Here is a 17,299-nt window from a genome sequence, read left to right on the forward strand (position 1 = left end):
ACGGACGGCGACACTTACAGTGGGGGCGTGCCCGTTCAGACCTCACCCGTGCAAGACCACCAGGTCGACGAGGACACCCGCCTTGCTGACGCATGGATCACGATCGTCTGGAACGACCCGGTCAACCTCATGAGCTACGTGAGCTTCGTCTTCCGGTCGTACTTCGGTTACCCCGCCGCGCAGGCAGACAAGCTGATGCGGCAGGTGCACGAGCAGGGCCGCGCCGTCGTGTCGACCGGCAACCGCGAGCAGATGGAGGTGGACGTGCAGGCGATGCACTCGTTCGGCCTGTGGGCCACGCTCCAGCAGGGCGGCGTCTGATGCGCGGGTTCCGCTCCGAGGACGTCGGCTACGTCGCCGGGCTCGACGCCACCGAGCGGGAGGTGCTCGCCACGGTCGTGGCGGACGTCGCCGAGCTGCTCGGGGCCGGGCGGTTCGGGTCGCCGTCGGCCACTGCGACGGCCACCACCGCGACGCCCGCCGGGGACGAGCCCGATCCGGTCCGCTCGCTGCTCGGCCTGCGGCCGCTGCCCGACGCCGTGCCACCGCCGGTCGATCCCGCGGTGCACCGGCTGCTCCCGGACGCGTCCGACGACGACGCCGAGCTCGCCGCCGAGTTCCGGCGCCTCACCGAGGGTGACCTGCGCAACGCCAAGATCGAGCGGCTGCGTGCCCTGTGGCTGTCCCTCACGGGCGGTGCCGCGGGCGCGCCGGACGAGGCGGACACCGATCTGGTCGTGGCCCGGGACGACGCCGTCGACCTCGCCGCGACGATCACCGACCTGCGCCTCGTGCTCGCCGATCGGCTCGGGCTCGAGACCGAGGAGGACTCGGACGCGCTCTACGACGCGCTCGACCGGCGCGACCTGGGGGAGCAGGACCCGGACCGCAGCGCGCGGGAGGTGCTCCAGGACGAGATCCGCGAGTACCTCGGCTCCGTCTACGCCGCGCTCGGCTGGCTGCAGGAGTCCCTCATGGCCGTCCTTCTCGCGGACCTGCCGTGATCGGCGACCCGACGGAGCCGCCGGTGAACCCGCGGTCCGTGACCGACCTTCCCATCGGGATCTTCGACTCCGGCGTGGGCGGGCTCACCGTCGCGCGCTCGATCCTCGACCAGCTGCCGCACGAGTCCCTGCTGTACATCGGGGACACGCTGAACTCCCCGTACGGCTCGAAGCCGCTCGCGGCCGTGCGCGCCCATGCCCTCGAGGTCATGGACGACCTCGTCGACCAGGGTGTGAAGATGCTGGTCATCGCCTGCAACACGGCGTCCTCGGCCGTCCTGCGCGATGCCCGCGAGCGGTACACCAAGCGCCGGGGGCTCCCCGTGGTCGAGGTGATCCTCCCCGCCGCGCGACGGGCGGTCGCGGCGAGCCGCACCGGACGGATCGGCGTGATCGGGACGCGCGCCACGATCGACTCCCGCTCCTACGAGGACGCGTTCGCGGTCGCCCCGCGCCTGCGGCTGACCACCCAGGCGTGCCCGCGGTTCGTCGAGATGGTCGAGGCGGGGATCACCTCGGGTCCCGAGGTGCTCGCGCTCGCGCACGAGTACCTCGATCCGGTCCGCGCCGCGGGCGTCGACACCCTCGTGCTCGGCTGCACGCACTACCCGCTGCTCACCGGGGTGATCTCGTACGTGATGGGGGACGAGGTGACGCTCGTCTCGAGCGCGGAGGAGACCGCCAAGGACGTCTTCCGGACCCTCGTGGCGCACGGCCTCGAGCGGCTCGCGTCGTCGGGCCCGCCGCAGCACCGGTTCCTCGTCACCGGTGACACGGCCTCGTTCCAGGTCTTGGCCAGGCGTTTCCTCGGTCCGGAGGTCGGTGCCGTCGAGGCGGCCGGGGTGCTCCGGTGAGGCTCACGGTGGTCGGGTGCGCGGGGTCGTTCCCGAGCGCCCACTCGGCCGCGTCCAGCTATCTCGTCGAGGCCGACGACGGCGACGGGCGCACGTGGCGGGTCGTGCTCGACCTGGGCAACGGCGCGTTCGGGCCCCTGCAGAAGTACTGCGATCCCACCGCCGTCGACGCGTTCGCGATCTCCCACCTGCACGCGGACCACGCGGCCGACCTCGTCGTGCTCGGCGTGTACCGCCGCTACCACCCGGGCGGGCCGTGCGGCCCGGTGCCCGTGTTCGGTCCCGAGGGGACCGTCGAGCGGCTCGCGCAGCTCGCCGGCACGGATCCGGCCACCGACATCGGCGGTCAGGTCGACGTGCGGCAGTGGGAGCCCGGGCAACCGATCGACATCGGCCCGCTCCGGCTCGAGCCGGTCGCGATGCGGCACCCGGTGCCGGCCTTCGGGATCCGCGTGACGGGCCCGTCGCACGCGGACCCGGCGCGCCGGGTCACCCTCGCGTACACGGGGGACACCGACGCGTGCGACGGCCTCGACGCGCTCGCGGCCGGCGCGGACCTCCTGCTGTCCGAGGCGGGCTTCCTCGAGGGGCGCGACGACGCGGTGCGGGGGGTGCACCTGACCGGTCGGCGCGCAGGCCGCGCCGCGGCGACGGGGCTTTCGGGCCGGCTCGTGCTCACGCACGTGCCCGCCTGGAACAACCCTGCGATCACGCTGGCCGAGGCCCGCGAGGTCTTCTCTGGTCCGATCGACCTGGCCCAGCCCGGCGCCGTGTTCGTCCTGTAGGGCCGCCATTGCTGCCCGCCAGGGCCGCCGCACCTGCCCGGACGGTAAACTCGCCCGCATGACCAACGCTACTTCTGGCGCCTTCCTGCGCCCCGACGGCCGCCGCACCGACGAGCTGCGCCCGATCACGATCACCCGCCGCTGGCTCGACTCCGGCGAGGGCAACGTGCTCGTCGAGTTCGGCAACACCAAGGTTCTCTGCGTCGCGTCGTTCACGCCCGGCGTGCCGCGCTGGAAGAAGGGCTCGGGCCAGGGCTGGGTCACCGCCGAGTACGCGATGCTGCCGCGCGCGACGTCGACCCGGTCCGACCGGGAGTCCGTCAAGGGCCGCGTCGGCGGTCGCACGCACGAGATCTCCCGGCTCATCGGGCGGTCGCTGCGCGCCGTCGTCGACGTCGCGGCGCTCGGGGAGAACACCCTGGTGCTCGACTGCGACGTGCTCCAGGCCGACGGCGGCACCCGCACGGCCGCGGTCACCGGCGCCTGGGTCGCGCTCGCCGACGCGATCGCGTGGGGTCAGCGCCAGGGCGCCATCAAGGGGTCCAAGCCCGTGCTGCTGGACTCGGTCGCGGCCGTGAGCGTCGGCATCGTCGACGGGATCCCGATGCTCGACCTGCCGTACGTCGAGGACGTGCGCGCCGACACGGACATGAACGTCGTCGTCACGGGCAAGGGGCTGTTCGTCGAGGTCCAGGGGACCGCCGAGCACGCGCCGTTCGACCGTGCCGAGCTCGACACGCTGCTCGGGCTCGCGCTCGCGGGCACCGCCGAGCTGACCCGCAAGCAGGAGCTCGCGCTCGCGACGGACCCGACGCCGCGATCGTGAGCACGACGCCGTCCGCGCGCACCCCGCGGGTGGTGCTGGCCACGCACAACGCCCACAAGATCGGCGAGCTGCGGGCGATCCTGACGGACCTGCTGCCCGGGATCGAGGCGCAGGACATCGTCGGTGCAGGCGATGTCGGGGCGAGCGAGCCGGTCGAGGACGGCCTCACGTTCGCCGCGAACGCGCTCGTCAAGGCGCGCGCCCTGGCGGCGTTCACGGGCCTGCCGGCGATCGCCGACGACTCGGGGCTCGCGGTCGACGTCCTCGGCGGTTCGCCGGGGATCTTTTCCGCGCGCTGGGCGGGGAGCCACGCGAGCGACACCGCCAACGTCGAGCTGTTGCTCGCCCAGCTCGCGGACATCGCCCCCGAGCATCGCGGTGCGCAGTTCGTGTGCGCCGCCGCGCTCGTGCTCCCGGACGGTTTCGAGCACGTCGAGCACGGGTTCCTGCGCGGCACGCTGGCGACCGTGCCGCGCGGCGCGAACGGGTTCGGTTACGACCCGATCCTCATCCCCGCCGGCGACACGCGCACGAGCGCCGAGCTCACGCCGGACGAGAAGAACGCCATCTCGCACCGCGGCGAGGCCTTCCGGGCCCTCGCGCCCGTCATCGTCGCCGTGCTGCGCGGGCAGCGACCGGTGGTCACGACGACGCGCGTGGTGTCGACGCCCCCCGCGGCGCCGGGCGCCGGGTCGCACTGACCAGCGCGACGATGCCCCGCCACCCGAGGAGCGTCGCGCCGAGCGCGGCTGCGGCCACGAGCAGGAAGGTCGGCGCCAGCCCGCCCCCGGCCAGGCCCCGCAGGAGCATGCCGACGGACCAGGTGCCGGCCCAGATCTGCACGCCGGTGGGCCACACCCCCAGCGGGTGCCGCCACGCTCGGGTCACCGACCACGCCAGCGCCGCCCCGACGAGGAACGGCCAGGCGATGCGGACGACGTCGGCCAGCGCGCCGGTCTCGGCATGGGAGGCGCGCCCCACGGCCGCGAACGTGAGGATGCACGCCGCGTCGGCGGCTGCCGCGAGCACGATCGGTCGGCGCATGCGCCCGACCGTACCGGTTCGGGACCCGCACCAGTGCCGGCCGTGATCGCACCCGGGGCCGTCCACCTCGTAGCCGACGGCGTGAGCTTCGCGTACCCGGGGCGTCCGGTGCTCGACGCCGTCACGATCGTGGCCGGCGCAGGCCAGCGCATCGGCGTCGTGGGTGAGAACGGGGCCGGCAAGTCGACCCTGCTGCAGGTCCTGGCCGGGGAGCTGCTGCCGCAGGTGGGCAGCGTGCGCCGGGCCGGGTCGCTCGCAGTCGTCGCCCAGGAGCTCGAGGTCGGGCCGGATGCGACTGTCGGCACGCTCGTCGACGAGGCGCTCGGGGAGGTGCGCCTCGCGGACCGCGCGCTCGAGGCGACCATCGCCGACTTCGACCACGACTGCGGCAACCTCGCCACCCTGACCGAGGCGCTCGCGCGGGTCGAGCAGCTCGCGGGCTGGGATGCGGACCGGCGGATGGACGAGGCCCTCACCCGCTTCGGCGCGCCCCGTGACCCCGCGCGTCGGCTCGCTGAGATGAGCGTCGGCGAGCGGTACCGGGTCCGCCTGGCCTGCCGGATCGCGCAGCGCGCCGACGTGCTGCTGCTGGACGAGCCGACGAACCACCTGGACACGTCGGGGATCGAGTACCTGACGGCGCACCTGCGCACCTGGCCGGGCGTCGTGGTGATCGTCACGCACGACCGCCAGCTGCTCGACGACGTGATGACCGCGATCCTCGACCTCGACCCGACCATCGACGGGCGCCCGGCGCTGTACGGCGCGACGAGCTATGCGGCCTACCGATTCGCCAAGGACCAGGCGCTGCGCCGGTGGCGCCAGCGGTACGCGGCCGAGCAGCAGCGCCGCCAGAAGCTGTTGCGCCGGCTCGACGAGTCGTACGAGGGCCTGTCGGACGCGTGGCGGCCGCCGAAGGGCAGCCAGACGAACGGCCGCGCGACCCACGCGCGCGTGCACGTCAAGGCGGCCGACCGGATGGTGCAGCGGCTCGAGGCCGCGGCCGTCGAGGTGCCCGTGCCGCCGCTCGCGCTCGCGTTCCCCGACCTGCCGGCGCTACCGGCCGCCGCGGGCGGGACGCCGTCGGGCCGACCGCTGCTCGAGGTGCGCGCGCCGCTCGTGCCCGGTCGCCTGGACCTCGCGGGGACCCGCGTGTCGGTGCCGCCGTGCGGGCGCCTGCTGGTCACCGGCGCGAACGGCTCGGGCAAGTCCACGCTGCTCGCCGTGCTCGCAGGGGTCCTCCCGCTCGCTCGCGGGTCCCTGGAGCTCGCCCCGGGGGTGCGGCTGGGTCTCCTGGCCCAGGACGACGCGACGACCCAGGAGGGGCCGGCGACGACGACGGGGTTCGACGCCTACGCACGGGCCGCGCTCGACCTGCTCGCGGGCGGGCTGCTCGATCCCGACCAGCTCGTGCCCGTCGCGTTCCTCGGGCTGCTCACCGAGGACGACCTCGACCGCCCGCTCGTGGACCTCTCCGTGGGTCAGCGCCGGCGCTTCGACCTGGCGCGCGCGCTGCTCGCCGCGCCGCACCTGCTCATCCTCGACGAGCCGACGAACCACCTGTCGATCGCGCTGGTCGACGAGCTCACGGCGGCGCTGCGGGCGACGTCGGCCGCCGTCGTCGTGGCGACGCACGACCGCAAGCTGCGCGCGGACCTCGCCGACTGGCCGGAGCTCGCGCTGGGCTGAGCCGAGGGTCGCCCGCGACTACCGCAGCCGACCCACGTGCGCCATGGCCTGCCGCAGCAGGGTGCCCGTCCCGCCGCTCATCTCGACCTGGACCTGTTCGCTGGTGGCCTCCTCGGGGGTCAGCCAGGCGAGGTCGAGCGCATCCTGCTGGGGCCGGCAGTCGCCGGCGACCGGGATGATGTACGCGAGCGAGACGGCGTGCTGGCGCGGGTCGTGGTACGGCGTCACGCCGGGGGTCGGGAAGTACTCCGCGATCGTGAACGGCTGGGGCGACGGCGGGATCTGGGGGAGCGCCATCGGGCCCAGGTCCTTCTCGATGTGCCGCACCAGCGCATCGCGCACGCGCTCGTGGTACATCACGCGACCGGAGACCAGGGCGCGCGACATGACGCCCTCCGGCGTGATGCGCAACAGGATCCCCACCGCGACGACGTCGCCGGAGTCGTCGACCCGCACGGGCACCGCGTCGACGTACAGGATCGGGAGCGAGGCGCGTGCCCGCTCGATCTCGGTGCGGCTCAGCCAACCGGCCGGACGCTCGGGCAGGGGGAAGTCGACGGTTTCGGTCACGGTGCCGTTCTACCCTGCCGTGCGGCGAACCCCTATTCGGCGCGCGCACGCGCCGGGAATACTCCCGCGCCGCAGATTGTCCTAGAACCCGGTTGAACTAGGACCGAACTGCGACTTGGACCGAGCTGAGACGAAGAGGAGCCCGACGTGGCGACGAAGGAACTGACCGAGATCACGATCGAACAGGCGATCAAGGACAACGACATCGTCCTGGTCGACTTCTGGGCCGAGTGGTGCGGGCCGTGCAAGCGCTTCGGCCCGATCTTCGAGGCGTCCTCCGAGGCGAACCCCGAGGTGCTGCACGCGAAGGTGGACACCGAGGCGGAGCAGGGTCTCGCCGGCGACCTGGGCATCACGTCCATCCCGACGCTGATGGCGTTCCGCGAGGGGATCCTGGTCTTCAACCAGGCTGGCGCGCTGCCGGCCCCGGCCCTGGACCAGGTGCTCGCCGCCGTCAAGGCCCTCGACATGGCGGAGGTCCGCGCCCAGATCGCCGCACAGGACGACGCCCCCGAGGTCTGAGCAGCGCATGGCCTGAACAACTGGTGGTCGAAAACCGGGTGGCCGGAACAACTGGTGCGGGAGACGGGAATCGAACCCGCACGCCCGAAGGCACGGCGACCTAAACGCCGCGTGGCTACCATTTCACCACTCCCGCGCCGACCACCTTTCCATACTGCGGTGGGATTCCTGACACGCGGGCGCGTGGTCGAGCAGCAGGTCAGTCGATCCCGAGGTCGCGCCGCAGCTTGGCCACGTGCCCGGTGGCCTTGATGTTGTACTGGGCGAGCTCGACCCGCCCGTCCGGGTCGACGACGACGGTCGAGCGGATCACGCCGGTGACGGTCTTGCCGTACAGGCTCTTCTCGCCGAAGGCGCCCCACGCGATCAGCACCTGCTTGTCCGGGTCCGAGGCGAGCGGGAAGGTCAGGCCGTCCCGCTCGACGAACGCCGCGAGCTTGTCCACGGGGTCGGGCGAGATGCCTACCACGCTGTAGCCCTTGCCCTGCAGGGTCGCCAGCGAGTCCCGGAAGTCGCACGCCTGCGTCGTGCACCCGGGCGTCATCGCGGCCGGGTAGAAGTACACGATGACGTGCTGCCCGCGCTGCTCGGACAGGGTGAGGCTGCCGCCGTCGGCCGTGGGGAGCGTGAAATCGGGGGCGGTGTCACCGGGGGTGAGGCGGGGGGTCATGACGGTCAGCCTAGCCAGGCGCGGGTACCGTCGAATGGTGAACACCATCCGGGACGAACCCCCGTCGTCCGAGCTGCCCCCCGGGATCCGGATGCTGGCCGACCGCCTGCTCGTGAAGTACGACGCGGAGTCGGCCGAGCGCCGGTCGGCGTCGGGCATCGTGATCCCGGCCACCGCCGTGCCCGAGCGCAAGCTCGCGTGGGGCTACGTCGCGTCGACCGGGCAGGGCGTGCGCCAGATCGCGGTCGGGGACCGGGTCCTGTTCGACCCCGAGGAGCGGGCCGAGGTCGAGCTGACCGGGACGGTGTACGTCGTGCTGCGGGAGAAGGACGTGCACGCGGTGGTCCGGCCCGAGGCGAGCGGTCAGGGCACGGGGCTGTACCTCTGAGCCTCGGGGCTGTACCTCTGAGCCTCGGGGCTGTACCTCTGAGCCTCGAGGCGAACGGGTGAGCCGTCGCCCACCGAATGGTCGGACAATTGCGTTGCAGGCCCCTCGGGTGGTCCCATGGGCTTCGACGGCATTCGCCGCGAGGTGGACGACAGGGGTGACGCGATGGGCACGACCGAACGTGATCTGACCGGCGGGCGCCCGAGCGACACCACCCAGGAGTTCCTCGGCCTGCTCGCGGAGCACGTGCCGCTGGCGCTGCTCGCCGACCTGGCAGCACCGACCGGCGCCGGGTCGTCCGAGATCTTGAGGTCCGAGGGCCTGCCCGACGACGCGTGGTGGGAGACGGATGAGGCCGCCGCGCCGGACGTCGAGGCCGTCCCACCGGCATGACGTAGGACACGTCGGGGGCACCTGGTTCGCATCGGGGCCGCACGCCGTGTAATGTCATGCTCCGCGCGCCATTAGCTCAATTGGCAGAGCAGCTGACTCTTAATCAGCGGGTTCGGGGTTCGAGTCCCTGATGGCGCACCGATAGGCCCCTGACCAGCGGAAACGTTGGGCGGGGGCCTTTTTTGTGCCGGGATCGCGAGAATTGCCGTGATCGTCGTGGTGGGCGGTCTATCCCGCATGGGTCAATTTGGCATGGTCTGTGGTGATGTGCTGTGGTGCTGTGGAGGATCAGTCTGCGCAGACGAGCGGCACGCGGGCGGTCGTCCAGATGCACTCGGGCTGGGTTCAGTCTCATCCACGCGAAGCGGCAAGATCAAACTGAGTCAAATCGACACATGACTCTTGTCTCGGGCACTATTCTTTGGTCAGGTGAAGAAGTCGCCTCCTGACGAGCCCACGAAGGACTGGCCATGGCGCGCAACTTCATGTGGATCGATGACCGGGGCCGGCAGCGGACCTCGACGGAGATCGTCGATGCCGCGGACGTCACCGAGGAGATCCTGGTGATCGCGAAGGCTCTCGACGACACGTGGTTCGCGAACTACCTCTGGATCGACTGGACCGAGTTCTTCCGCGATCTGAACGGCACGGTGATCCCCTCCACCGGTCGCGAGCTCGAGCTGGGCAACGAGTGCATCTCGGCGGCCATGCACCGGATCCAGCGCTTCATCCAGAAGCGCCGGATGGCGCGCATCGCCCGCTGGCGCCTCGTTGCCGGACGGCTGACCGACGACGACGTGGACGCCGCTGCGCCCACGCTGCGCATCGTCCACACGACCCCGGACGCGACGCCGTCCGGCCCCGAAGGCTGAGCCAGCGGGACCGGACGGGGTGCGCAGACGAGCTACTTCGCGAGCGCTGCGTCCGAGGAGAACACCAGGCCGACAGCGATCTTGCCCTGGGTCAGCGCGGCCTTCGTGAGCGGTCCGCCGGCGTCGAGCGACGTGAACCCGGCGAAGTCCAGGCCGTAGGTCTTCTCCAGGCCCGGCTGGCAGAACGGGCGCTCGGGGCACTCCGGCGGCCCGCCCAGCTGGAGCCCGCCGCACGCGGCAGCCAGCTCGCTGAGCGTGGACACGCCGTACTTGTCGGCGAACGCCGTGGTGACCGCGAACGCGTTCTGGTCCTGTGCGGCCGCGGGGGTACCGAAGGTGAGGCCGACGGCCTTCCCGAGCGTGGTCAGCTGCGCCATCGTGGCGTCGAGGTCGGGGCTGGCCGCCGCCGGGGCGTCGGCGCCGTTGGCTGCCTTGTTGAGGAACTCGGTGAACGTGCCCACGTACTCCGGCACGATCGTCAGCTCGCCCGACTCGAGCGCGGGGGCGTAGGTCTCGCGGTTCCCGATCGTCTGCGTGGTCGCGTCGTACCCGGCCGCCCGCAGCACTCCGGCGTAGAGCTCGGCGAGCGTCGCGCTCTCGGAGAAGTTGCCCGACCCGACGACGATCTTCTTGTTCGCGCCGACCGAGTCCTGGGTGTCCAGGCCCTTGTCCTTGAGGTACTGGGCCGCGACCTCGGTGGAGGTCTGCCGGTCGACGTCGACGGCTTTGTTCAGCCCGACGAGGGTGGCGGTGTCGAGCGTCGCTGAGAGGGAGTCGAGCAGCGGGACGATCGTCGAGTCGCCGTCGATCGCGGCGGCGTTGATGGCTGGGACGAGGTTGTCGACCGTCTGCAGCTTGAGGTCGTCGGTGAGCACGACGAGCTTGTCTCCGGCCACGGGTGCGCAGGTGGCCTGGGCGGTGCTGTCCGCGGACTGGGCGGTCGTGGCGCCGCCCGAAGACCCGGCGTCACCGCACGCGGCGGTGAGGAGCAGGACGGCCGCTGCAAGGGCGGTGATCGTTGTTCGACGTGCTCGCATGGAGAACCTCCAGGAGAATCTGCCACCGCGTGGCGGCACGGATGACTATTGGAACCCGGGAGCGGGCGCGGGGCAACCGGTTTGGGCTGTGGATCCGCTCACCTCGTGCTGTCCTTCGCCGCCGGAGCAGACGCGCTGCGCTGACGGCGCGGGGTGCGGACGTGCCGCATCGGGCGCGGGGTCAGGAGGTGCTGGGTACCCGCGAGCGCCGCCTCGGCGATCAGGCACAGACCCGCCACGAGGACGCCTCCGGCCAGGACCTCCCCGAACCTGCGGGTCGCGAGCCCGGTGACGATGTACGCCCCGAGGCCGCCGCCGCCGACCAGCGCGGCGAGCGGGACGGTCGCGATCACCTGGACCACCGCGGTGCGCAGCCCCGCGCCGATCAGCGGGAGGGCCAGCGGGATCTCGACGAGCGCTAGCGAGCGGCGGCCGGACATGCCCATCCCGCGGGCCGCATCGCGCACGTCCGGGTCGACGTCGCGCAGGCCGGCGTAGGTGTTGGTGAGGATCACCGGGATGGCGAAGATCGCTGCCGCGAGGACGACCGGTCGGTTGCCGATGCCGATCGCCGTGGACGCGAAGATCAGCAGCAGCGCGAAGGTGGGCAGCGCCCGGGACGTGTTCGCCACCACGACCGTGAGCGCCCCGCCGCGGCCGCGGTGGCCCAGCCAGATGCCGAGCGGCAGGGCGACGAGCGTCGCGAGCAGCACGGCGAGCGCCGACATGGTCAGGTGCTCGAGGGTCCGGACCGGGATGCCGTTCGGGCCCTGCCAGTTCAACGGGTCGTTGAGCCAGGTGAGCGCCTGGCCGACGATGTTGTCGTTGCCGTTCATGAGCGGTCCCCCGACCGGACCCAGGGCGTCGCGAGGCGGCCGGCGACGGCAAGCAGCAGGTCCGCGACGAGCGCGATCGCGAGGCAGAGGAGGGTCGCCGTCATCACCTCCGCGTGGTAGTCGCTGCTGAACCCACGGAACATGAGCTGGCCGAGCCCGCCGAAGCCGACCACGACGCCGATCGTCACGAGCGCCACGGTCGTCACGGTCGCGAGCCGCAGCCCGACGATGATCGCGGGGAGCGCCGTGGGCAGCTCGACCGCGAGCAGCACCCGCGTCGGGCCGTACCCCAGGCCGCGTGCGGCATCACGGACCTCGGGGTCGACGCCCTGCAACCCGACGAGGATGTTGCGCACGAGGACGAGCAGGGCGTACGCCACGAGCCCGATGAGCACCGTCGTGCGCCCGATCCCGGTGAACGGCGCCAAGATCGCGAACAGCGCCAGCGAGGGGATCGTGTAGAGCACCCCGGAGAGGCCCAGGATGGGCCCCGCGAGCCGGGGGCGGCCGTGGGCCAGCATCGCCAGGGGCAGGGCGATCACGAACGCGATGAGCACCGCCTCGACGGTCAGCGACACGTGCTGGGCCAGGGCCTCGGAGATGTCCGCCCAGTTGTTCTGGACGTAGTCCCACGACAGCCAGGGATTGGCGGGTTCGGTCGAGGTCACGGCCAGGACGTTACCCGGGCGCACGCCCTCGCCGCAGGGTCCTTCCCGGAGCCGACCCCAGACCGGCACGGACCCGGGTAGCGTCCGGGGGCATGAGCAACCCGGTCGCCCCGACCCCGACCGGTGATCCGGTCATCCGGTTCGAGCAGGCGCGCAAGGAGTACCCGGACGGCACGGTCGCGGTCGGTGGGCTCGATCTCGAGGTCTACCCGCGCGAGCTGCTCGTGCTCGTGGGGCCCTCGGGGTGCGGCAAGTCGACCACGCTGCGGATGGCGAACCGGCTCGTCGAGCTGACCTCGGGCCGGGTGCTCGTCGAGGGTGACGACATCGCACAGAGCGACCCGGTCGCCCTGCGCCGCCGGATCGGGTACGTCATCCAGAACGTGGGGCTCTTCCCGCACCGGACCGTGGGGCAGAACGTGGCGACGGTGCCGGCGCTGCTCGGCTGGGACCGGGCCCGCACGCGCCAGCGCACCGGCGAGCTCCTCGAGCTCGTCGGGCTCGAGCCGGGCACCTACGCGGGCCGGTACCCGCACCAGCTCTCCGGCGGGGAGCGCCAGCGCGTCGGAGTCGCGCGCGCGCTTGCGGCCGACCCGCCCGTGCTGCTCATGGACGAGCCGTTCGGCGCGGTCGACCCCGAGGGGCGGCGGCGGCTCCAGCAGGAGTTCTGGCGTATCCAGCGCGAGCTCGGCACGACCGTGATGCTCGTCACCCACGACATCGATGAAGCCGTGCGGCTCGGGGACCGGATCGCCGTGTTCGGTCAGGGCGGCCGGCTCGAGCAGGTCACCGACGCCGTGAACCTGCTCTCGCGGCCCGCGAGCGGGATGGTCGCCGACTTCGTGGGCGGCGGCCGCGCCGTGCGGCTGCTCGGCATCGGCGAGCTGACCGCCGCCGACCTCGAGCGCGGCCCCGGGCCGGACCCCCGGGGACCTGCGCCCGCGCCGTTGCTCGCCCCGGATGCCTCCCTGCACCTGGGCAGCCGGTTGGACGACGCGTTCGCGGCGCTCGCGGCCTCGGGCGGGCAGTCCGTGCCGGTCCGAGCCGCACGCGACGGCGCCGAGGACCCCGAGCTGGCCGGCTGGCTGACCCCCGACGGCCTGCTCGGCGCGCTGCGCCGGATCACCGCGCAGGCGGCCGACGAGCAGGACGAGGCGGCCGCGGCCGAGGGCTGATGGAGGTGCCCGACGGCGGTCATTGGCGGTTATCTCGTCGCCGGCTCGATATCCTGCCCCCATGACTGCACCTCGCGTCGCCCTGGCCACCTGCTCCCTGTTCCCGCAGCTTGAAGCGGACGATGCGCTGCTGCTGCCCGCGCTGGCGGAGCGGGGCGTGACCGCGGAGCCGGCCGTCTGGGACGACGCGAGCGTCGACTGGGATGCGTTCGACCTCGTCGTCGTGCGCAGCACCTGGGACTACGTGCTGCGCCAGCAGGAGTTCATCGCCTGGGCGCAGAGCGTGCCGCGGCTCGCGAACCCGGCCGACGTCCTCGCCTGGAACACCGACAAGTTCTACCTGCGCGACCTCGAGCGCGCCGGCGTCCCCGTGGTGCCGACGATCTGGCTGGACCCCGCCCGCAACCTCACCTCGCGTGCGGTGCACACCCGTTTCCCGGCCAGCGGCGAGTTCGTCGTCAAGCCCACCGTCAGCGCGGGGGCCAGAGACACCGGGCGCTACCAGTCGAACGAGGCCGACCAGCGCGGGCTCGCGATCGTGCACGCACGCGACCTGCTGCGCGCCGGTCGGCACGTGATGGTCCAGCCCTACCTCAAGCAGGTCGACACGATCGGCGAGACCGGGCTGGTCTACATCGACGGGGCATTCAGCCACTCGGTGCGCAAGGGACCGCTGCTCGAGGGCCCGAACCGGGGCTTCGAGGCGCTGTACAAGCAGGAGGACATGACGCCGCGGCCGGCGACCGCAGCAGAGCGCGCCGTCGCGGACGCCATCATCGAGGTGCTGCCCACGGTCGCCCCCGGGGCCGACGGCGGCCCGCTGCTCTACGCGCGCGTCGACCTGATCCCCGACGCCGACGGGGCGCCGATGCTCCTCGAGCTCGAGCTCACCGAGCCATCGCTGTTCCTGCTGCTCGACGACGGTGCTGACGGCCGGGTCGCGGACGCGATCGCCAAGCGCGTCGGGCGCTGAAAGCAGAACGGCGCCCGGCTCGCGAGGAGCCGGACGCCGTTCACCACGGGTGGCTAACGGGACTTGAACCCGCGACCCCCTGGACCACAACCAGGTGCTCTACCACCTGAGCTATAGCCACCGTGTCCCCGATGTTGCTGGGGCCGACGATGAGTGTACCGGTTGCGAGGGGATGCTCGGGGGCGTGGCTACGCGGTGGGGACGCCGCGCTTCACGGACGTCGCCACGACCTGGGCCGCGACGGCCTTCGCGGCCTTCGAGTCGGGGCCCGGCTGGGGCACGAGGAGCGCAGCGCGGTAGTACCGCAGCTCGTCGATGCTCTCGAGGATGTCGGCCAGCGCGCGGTGGCCGCCGTTCTTCTCCGGGGAGGCGAAGTAGACCCGCGGGTACCAGCGCCGCGCGAGCTCCTTGATCGAGGACACGTCGATCACCCGGTAGTGCAGGTGGCCGACGAGGCCCGGCATGTCCCGCTCGAGGAACGACTTGTCGGTGCCGATCGAGTTGCCCGCCAGCGGCGCCTTGCCGGCGTCGGGGACCCACTCGCGGATGTACGCGAGCACGAGCTCCTCGGCGTCGGCCAGGGTCGTGCCGCCCGCCAGGGTCTCCAGGAGGCCCGACGACGTGTGCATGGCGCGGACGAAGTCGCCCATCTGCTCGATCGAGGCCGGTGGCGGCGAGATCACGACGTCGACCCCTTCGCCGAGGACGTTGAGCTCGGAGTCGGTCACGACGGCGGCGACCTCGACGAGGGCATCGGCGACGATGTCCAGCCCGGTCATCTCGCAGTCGATCCAGACGATACGGTCGGCGCTCGGGCCGTTGGTGCTGCTGTTGACGCTCACAGGTCAAGACTACGGCGCGTCGTGCGGGGGGTCCGTCGTGCCCGGGTTGTGCGGTCTGCCCGGCACGGAGGCGGCCACCCGGGCGGCGACCAGGACGACCAGGGCCGAGCCGGCCGCTCCGAGCGCGGCCGTGGCGAGGTTCGCGCCGGCCCACGCCATCACGACCCCGGTCCCCATGGCGGCGGCCCCGGCGAGCACGAGCCGGTCCAGGCGCCGGTGCTCGGGTCGGGTCCCCGCTGCGGGGGCGTGTCGGGGACGGCGTCGCGGGCAGGGTCCGGCGGGGGAGCGGGGGGTCCCGAGTGGCGACCCATCAGTGACGGCCCGCCTGAGACGACGGGGCGCGTGGAGCGAGCATGGCCACATCGTGGCACGCGGCGCCGCACGCCCGGCCGGAGGGGTCCGGCCGGGCGCGTCAGCGGATCGCGAGAAAGGTCGGCTGGAAGGCAGACCAGGCGCTCTCACGGTGCGCCGGGTTGCGCGCCTCGAGGTTGTCGGAATAGGCGCGCAGCCAGAGATAGTCGAGCATCAGGTTGTTCATGGTGTGTCCTTCGTGACGTAGAAATCGAGTGGGTCTGGCCGGACCCGAACGTCACCGCGGTGGACCTACCGAACCACGCGGGCCAGCGCGGTGGCACGTCTTTTTCCAGGCCGGGGCCGCTCGGGGCGGCCGCGCGGCACTAGCCTTCGGCAATGCCTTCTGCCCGTTCGTCTGCCCTGCCCCGCTGGGCGTTGCCCTCCGCGCTGGTCGCCCCGATCGGGATGATCGGCGGCTGGACGCTGGCCGCGGCGGTCCAGGGACCGGGCTTTGACCCGGTGCGCGACACCATCAGCGCGCTCGCGACCCAGGCGGTCACCGCCCCCGCGATCATGACGGCCGGGCTGGCGCTGACCGGCGTCGGGCACGTCGCGACGGCGGTGGCGCTGCGTCCTGCGGCCCTGCGCGGCAGGCTCCTGCTCGCCACGGGCGGGGTGGCGACCGCGCTCGTGGCCGCCCTCCCGGTCGACGCCTACCCCCGCGCCCACGGGGTGTGCGCCGCCGTCGCGTTCGGCGCGCTGTCGATCTGGCCCGCGGCCGCGAGCCGGCGCGGCGCGAAGGGCGCGCTCAGCCCCCTCGCCGGGGCGCTCGCCTCCGGGGTCCTGCTGGTCCTGCTGGCGTGGTTCGTCGTGGAGCTGCAGGGTCTCGGGCCCGACGGCGGCGCCGCCACAGGTCTCGCCGAGCGCGCGGTCGCGGGTGCCCAGTCCCTCGTGCCGCTGGGGCTCGTCCTCGCCCTGCGGCGCAGGTAGGTGCCGGCGATGGCGTCCCTGGTGGACCTGCGCGACCGTCTTGAGCGCGAGCTGGCTGGTCGGCCGATCGTCCGGGCGGCGCTGCCCGGGGCGGTGCTCATCGCCCTCGGTCTGGCGGCGTTCGCCGGGCTGCTCGACGCGGTCCGGGAGAACGACGACCTCTCGGTGTTCGACCGCCCGGTGCTCGCCGCGCTCGTGGCGAGCCGCGGCCCGGTGGCCACGGCGGTGTTCAGCGCCATCACGCTGGTCTCGGGTCCGATCGTGCTGCCGCTCATCGTCGCGGTGGCGTGCGGAGTCTGGGGCCTCGTGCGGCGTGCCTGGTGGCGACCCGGGCTCCTCCTGGGCGCGATGGTGGCGTCCACGTCCATCTCGCTGGCCATCAAGGGGATCGTGGCCCGGCCGCGACCGCCGCTGTCCACGATGATCGTGCCCGGGGCCGAGCAGACGGCGTCGTTCCCGTCGGGACACACGATCGGCGCCGCGACGCTGCTGCTCGTCGCCTGGTATCTCGTCGTGAGCCGGCATCCCACGCACCGCCGGCTGATCTGGTGGGGGATCGCGACAGCGGTCGGGGCGGGGGCCGTCGGGCTCAGCCGTCTCTATCTCGGCTACCACTTCCTCACCGACGTGCTGGCGGCGTTCGCCCTCGCGGTCGCGATCCTGGGGGCCGTGACGATCATCGACCGGGTGCGCGCCGTGCGGCGCTCGCAGCGGTGCCCCCGGCTGGACTCGAACCAGCAACCTACGGATTAGAAGGCCGTTGCTCTATCCATTGAGCTACGGGGGCGGGACGCACACAGCCTAGACGGCGCGGGCCCGTCTACGGCGCGGGCGTTTGGCCTGATCACGCAGGCGGGAGAGGATGGA

At 72.6% G+C, this 17,299-nt stretch carries 24 protein-coding genes and 4 tRNA genes; 16 read left to right on the forward strand and 12 right to left on the reverse strand.

From position 1 onward, the window contains the following. Nucleotides 1–27: 27 nt before the first annotated feature. The 6 genes from clpS to rdgB are packed head-to-tail and all read left to right on the forward strand — an operon-like array spanning nt 28 to nt 4,170. Nucleotides 28–321, forward strand: coding sequence for an ATP-dependent Clp protease adapter ClpS (clpS, locus tag VTA80_RS15845; RefSeq protein WP_407342051.1), 294 nt, complete (start codon nt 28–30; stop codon nt 319–321). After that, nucleotides 321–1,004: a DUF2017 family protein gene (locus VTA80_RS15850; RefSeq protein WP_407342052.1), complete on the forward strand. Its 684-nt coding sequence runs from the start codon at nt 321–323 to the stop codon at nt 1,002–1,004. The genes clpS and VTA80_RS15850 overlap by 1 nt, the downstream gene beginning before the upstream one ends. A gap of 38 nt (nt 1,005–1,042) precedes the next feature. Next, entirely contained in the window at nt 1,043–1,858 is an 816-nt protein-coding gene (murI, locus tag VTA80_RS15855) for a glutamate racemase (protein WP_407342053.1), read from the forward strand. Beyond that, nucleotides 1,855–2,643 (forward strand): MBL fold metallo-hydrolase, encoded by a 789-nt coding sequence (locus VTA80_RS15860; protein WP_407342054.1) that lies wholly within the window; start codon nt 1,855–1,857, stop codon nt 2,641–2,643. Before murI ends, VTA80_RS15860 begins: the two co-directional genes overlap by 4 nt. A gap of 58 nt (nt 2,644–2,701) precedes the next feature. Further along, nucleotides 2,702–3,469 (forward strand): ribonuclease PH, encoded by a 768-nt coding sequence (gene rph, locus VTA80_RS15865; RefSeq protein ID WP_407342055.1) that lies wholly within the window; start codon nt 2,702–2,704, stop codon nt 3,467–3,469. Then, entirely contained in the window at nt 3,466–4,170 is a 705-nt protein-coding gene (gene rdgB, locus VTA80_RS15870; protein ID WP_407342056.1) for an RdgB/HAM1 family non-canonical purine NTP pyrophosphatase, read from the forward strand. The genes rph and rdgB overlap by 4 nt, the downstream gene beginning before the upstream one ends. On the opposite strand, the gene VTA80_RS15875 is transcribed toward rdgB, so the two are convergent. After that, nucleotides 4,112–4,513: a DUF3054 domain-containing protein gene (locus VTA80_RS15875; protein WP_407342057.1), complete on the reverse strand. Its 402-nt coding sequence runs from the start codon at nt 4,511–4,513 to the stop codon at nt 4,112–4,114. The genes rdgB and VTA80_RS15875 overlap by 59 nt on opposite strands. 42 nt (nt 4,514–4,555) lie before the next feature. On the opposite strand from VTA80_RS15875, the gene VTA80_RS15880 reads away from it, so the two are divergent. Continuing rightward, entirely contained in the window at nt 4,556–6,202 is a 1,647-nt protein-coding gene (locus tag VTA80_RS15880) for an ABC-F family ATP-binding cassette domain-containing protein (protein ID WP_407342058.1), read from the forward strand. A gap of 18 nt (nt 6,203–6,220) precedes the next feature. Here the strand turns inward: VTA80_RS15880 and VTA80_RS15885 are convergent, their stop codons facing one another. Beyond that, nucleotides 6,221–6,772: an NUDIX hydrolase family protein gene (locus VTA80_RS15885; protein WP_407342059.1), complete on the reverse strand. Its 552-nt coding sequence runs from the start codon at nt 6,770–6,772 to the stop codon at nt 6,221–6,223. A 147-nt stretch (nt 6,773–6,919) separates the two neighbouring features. On the opposite strand from VTA80_RS15885, the gene VTA80_RS15890 reads away from it, so the two are divergent. Further along, nucleotides 6,920–7,294 (forward strand): thioredoxin family protein, encoded by a 375-nt coding sequence (locus VTA80_RS15890; RefSeq protein ID WP_407342060.1) that lies wholly within the window; start codon nt 6,920–6,922, stop codon nt 7,292–7,294. A 52-nt stretch (nt 7,295–7,346) separates the two neighbouring features. Here the strand turns inward: VTA80_RS15890 and VTA80_RS15895 are convergent. Together VTA80_RS15895 and bcp are read right to left on the reverse strand one after the other, a co-directional pair. Then, a tRNA-Leu gene (locus tag VTA80_RS15895) sits at nt 7,347–7,430 on the reverse strand. Between the two features lie 63 nt (nt 7,431–7,493). Beyond that, nucleotides 7,494–7,964: a thioredoxin-dependent thiol peroxidase gene (gene bcp, locus VTA80_RS15900; protein WP_407342061.1), complete on the reverse strand. Its 471-nt coding sequence runs from the start codon at nt 7,962–7,964 to the stop codon at nt 7,494–7,496. A gap of 34 nt (nt 7,965–7,998) precedes the next feature. On the opposite strand from bcp, the gene VTA80_RS15905 reads away from it, so the two are divergent. From VTA80_RS15905 to VTA80_RS15920, 4 genes are all read left to right on the forward strand, one after another. Further along, a complete protein-coding gene (locus VTA80_RS15905; protein WP_407342062.1) occupies nt 7,999–8,352 on the forward strand; it encodes a GroES family chaperonin in 354 nt (117 codons plus the stop codon). A 117-nt stretch (nt 8,353–8,469) separates the two neighbouring features. Further along, a complete protein-coding gene (locus tag VTA80_RS15910) occupies nt 8,470–8,745 on the forward strand; it encodes a hypothetical protein (RefSeq protein ID WP_407342063.1) in 276 nt (91 codons plus the stop codon). A gap of 65 nt (nt 8,746–8,810) precedes the next feature. Next, nucleotides 8,811–8,883, forward strand: a tRNA-Lys gene (locus VTA80_RS15915). 332 nt (nt 8,884–9,215) lie between these two features. Next, nucleotides 9,216–9,617: a hypothetical protein gene (locus VTA80_RS15920; RefSeq protein WP_407342064.1), complete on the forward strand. Its 402-nt coding sequence runs from the start codon at nt 9,216–9,218 to the stop codon at nt 9,615–9,617. Between the two features lie 32 nt (nt 9,618–9,649). Here VTA80_RS15920 and VTA80_RS15925 read toward each other — a convergent pair whose 3' ends face one another. The 3 genes from VTA80_RS15925 to VTA80_RS15935 all read right to left on the reverse strand — a co-directional run bounded on the left by VTA80_RS15925 (nt 9,650) and on the right by VTA80_RS15935 (nt 12,158). Then, the gene (locus tag VTA80_RS15925) at nt 9,650–10,654 is read right to left on the reverse strand and encodes a glycine betaine ABC transporter substrate-binding protein (RefSeq protein ID WP_407342065.1); all 1,005 of its coding nucleotides are present in this window, start codon (nt 10,652–10,654) and stop codon (nt 9,650–9,652) included. 98 nt (nt 10,655–10,752) lie between these two features. Beyond that, entirely contained in the window at nt 10,753–11,490 is a 738-nt protein-coding gene (locus VTA80_RS15930; RefSeq protein WP_407342066.1) for an ABC transporter permease, read from the reverse strand. Continuing rightward, nucleotides 11,487–12,158, reverse strand: a complete 672-nt coding sequence (locus tag VTA80_RS15935) for an ABC transporter permease (protein ID WP_407342067.1) — start codon at nt 12,156–12,158, stop codon at nt 11,487–11,489. Before VTA80_RS15935 ends, VTA80_RS15930 begins: the two co-directional genes overlap by 4 nt. A gap of 92 nt (nt 12,159–12,250) precedes the next feature. On the opposite strand from VTA80_RS15935, the gene VTA80_RS15940 reads away from it, so the two are divergent. After that, nucleotides 12,251–13,333 (forward strand): ABC transporter ATP-binding protein, encoded by a 1,083-nt coding sequence (locus VTA80_RS15940; RefSeq protein WP_407342068.1) that lies wholly within the window; start codon nt 12,251–12,253, stop codon nt 13,331–13,333. A 61-nt stretch (nt 13,334–13,394) separates the two neighbouring features. Next, nucleotides 13,395–14,306: a RimK family alpha-L-glutamate ligase gene (locus VTA80_RS15945; RefSeq protein ID WP_407342069.1), complete on the forward strand. Its 912-nt coding sequence runs from the start codon at nt 13,395–13,397 to the stop codon at nt 14,304–14,306. Between the two features lie 48 nt (nt 14,307–14,354). On the opposite strand, the gene VTA80_RS15950 is transcribed toward VTA80_RS15945, so the two are convergent. The 4 genes from VTA80_RS15950 to VTA80_RS15965 form a co-directional block, all read right to left on the reverse strand. After that, a tRNA-His gene (locus VTA80_RS15950) sits at nt 14,355–14,427 on the reverse strand. A 67-nt stretch (nt 14,428–14,494) separates the two neighbouring features. Next, nucleotides 14,495–15,148 carry an oligoribonuclease gene (orn, locus tag VTA80_RS15955; RefSeq protein WP_407342070.1) on the reverse strand — a complete coding sequence of 218 codons (654 nt, stop codon included), beginning with the start codon at nt 15,146–15,148 and terminating at the stop codon, nt 14,495–14,497. A 9-nt stretch (nt 15,149–15,157) separates the two neighbouring features. Next, nucleotides 15,158–15,346: a hypothetical protein gene (locus tag VTA80_RS15960; protein ID WP_407342071.1), complete on the reverse strand. Its 189-nt coding sequence runs from the start codon at nt 15,344–15,346 to the stop codon at nt 15,158–15,160. 214 nt (nt 15,347–15,560) lie between these two features. Continuing rightward, nucleotides 15,561–15,686: a hypothetical protein gene (locus VTA80_RS15965; protein ID WP_407342072.1), complete on the reverse strand. Its 126-nt coding sequence runs from the start codon at nt 15,684–15,686 to the stop codon at nt 15,561–15,563. A 152-nt stretch (nt 15,687–15,838) separates the two neighbouring features. On the opposite strand from VTA80_RS15965, the gene VTA80_RS15970 reads away from it, so the two are divergent. Continuing rightward, nucleotides 15,839–16,432, forward strand: a complete 594-nt coding sequence (locus tag VTA80_RS15970; RefSeq protein ID WP_407342073.1) for a DUF998 domain-containing protein — start codon at nt 15,839–15,841, stop codon at nt 16,430–16,432. Between the two features lie 9 nt (nt 16,433–16,441). Continuing rightward, nucleotides 16,442–17,185 (forward strand): phosphatase PAP2 family protein, encoded by a 744-nt coding sequence (locus VTA80_RS15975; protein WP_407345793.1) that lies wholly within the window; start codon nt 16,442–16,444, stop codon nt 17,183–17,185. On the opposite strand, the gene VTA80_RS15980 is transcribed toward VTA80_RS15975, so the two are convergent. Beyond that, nucleotides 17,147–17,219, reverse strand: a tRNA-Arg gene (locus VTA80_RS15980). The genes VTA80_RS15975 and VTA80_RS15980 overlap by 39 nt on opposite strands. Between the last annotated feature and the right edge of the window lie 80 nt (nt 17,220–17,299).

It is taken from the genome of Pengzhenrongella phosphoraccumulans (genome assembly GCF_045689905.1).
In the GTDB taxonomy this organism is placed as follows: domain Bacteria; phylum Actinomycetota; class Actinomycetes; order Actinomycetales; family Cellulomonadaceae; genus Pengzhenrongella; species Pengzhenrongella phosphoraccumulans.

Excerpts from the sequence above, each read along its gene's own strand:
- rph (WP_407342055.1), top strand. The coding sequence starts at position 2,702 with ATGACCAACGCTACTTCTGGCGCCTTCCTGCGCCCCGACGGCCGCCGC.
- VTA80_RS15905 (WP_407342062.1), top strand. The coding sequence starts at position 7,999 with ATGGTGAACACCATCCGGGACGAACCCCCGTCGTCCGAGCTGCCCCCC.
- bcp (WP_407342061.1), bottom strand. The coding sequence starts at position 7,964 with ATGACCCCCCGCCTCACCCCCGGTGACACCGCCCCCGATTTCACGCTC.
- VTA80_RS15945 (WP_407342069.1), top strand. The coding sequence starts at position 13,395 with ATGACTGCACCTCGCGTCGCCCTGGCCACCTGCTCCCTGTTCCCGCAG.
- VTA80_RS15910 (WP_407342063.1), top strand. The coding sequence starts at position 8,470 with ATGGGCTTCGACGGCATTCGCCGCGAGGTGGACGACAGGGGTGACGCG.
- VTA80_RS15920 (WP_407342064.1), top strand. The coding sequence starts at position 9,216 with ATGGCGCGCAACTTCATGTGGATCGATGACCGGGGCCGGCAGCGGACC.
- VTA80_RS15975 (WP_407345793.1), top strand. The coding sequence starts at position 16,442 with ATGGCGTCCCTGGTGGACCTGCGCGACCGTCTTGAGCGCGAGCTGGCT.
- VTA80_RS15875 (WP_407342057.1), bottom strand. The coding sequence starts at position 4,513 with ATGCGCCGACCGATCGTGCTCGCGGCAGCCGCCGACGCGGCGTGCATC.
- VTA80_RS15970 (WP_407342073.1), top strand. The coding sequence starts at position 15,839 with ATGCCTTCTGCCCGTTCGTCTGCCCTGCCCCGCTGGGCGTTGCCCTCC.
- VTA80_RS15940 (WP_407342068.1), top strand. The coding sequence starts at position 12,251 with ATGAGCAACCCGGTCGCCCCGACCCCGACCGGTGATCCGGTCATCCGG.
- VTA80_RS15925 (WP_407342065.1), bottom strand. The coding sequence starts at position 10,654 with ATGCGAGCACGTCGAACAACGATCACCGCCCTTGCAGCGGCCGTCCTG.
- VTA80_RS15850 (WP_407342052.1), top strand. The coding sequence starts at position 321 with ATGCGCGGGTTCCGCTCCGAGGACGTCGGCTACGTCGCCGGGCTCGAC.
- VTA80_RS15930 (WP_407342066.1), bottom strand. The coding sequence starts at position 11,490 with ATGAACGGCAACGACAACATCGTCGGCCAGGCGCTCACCTGGCTCAAC.
- VTA80_RS15965 (WP_407342072.1), bottom strand. The coding sequence starts at position 15,686 with ATGAACAACCTGATGCTCGACTATCTCTGGCTGCGCGCCTATTCCGAC.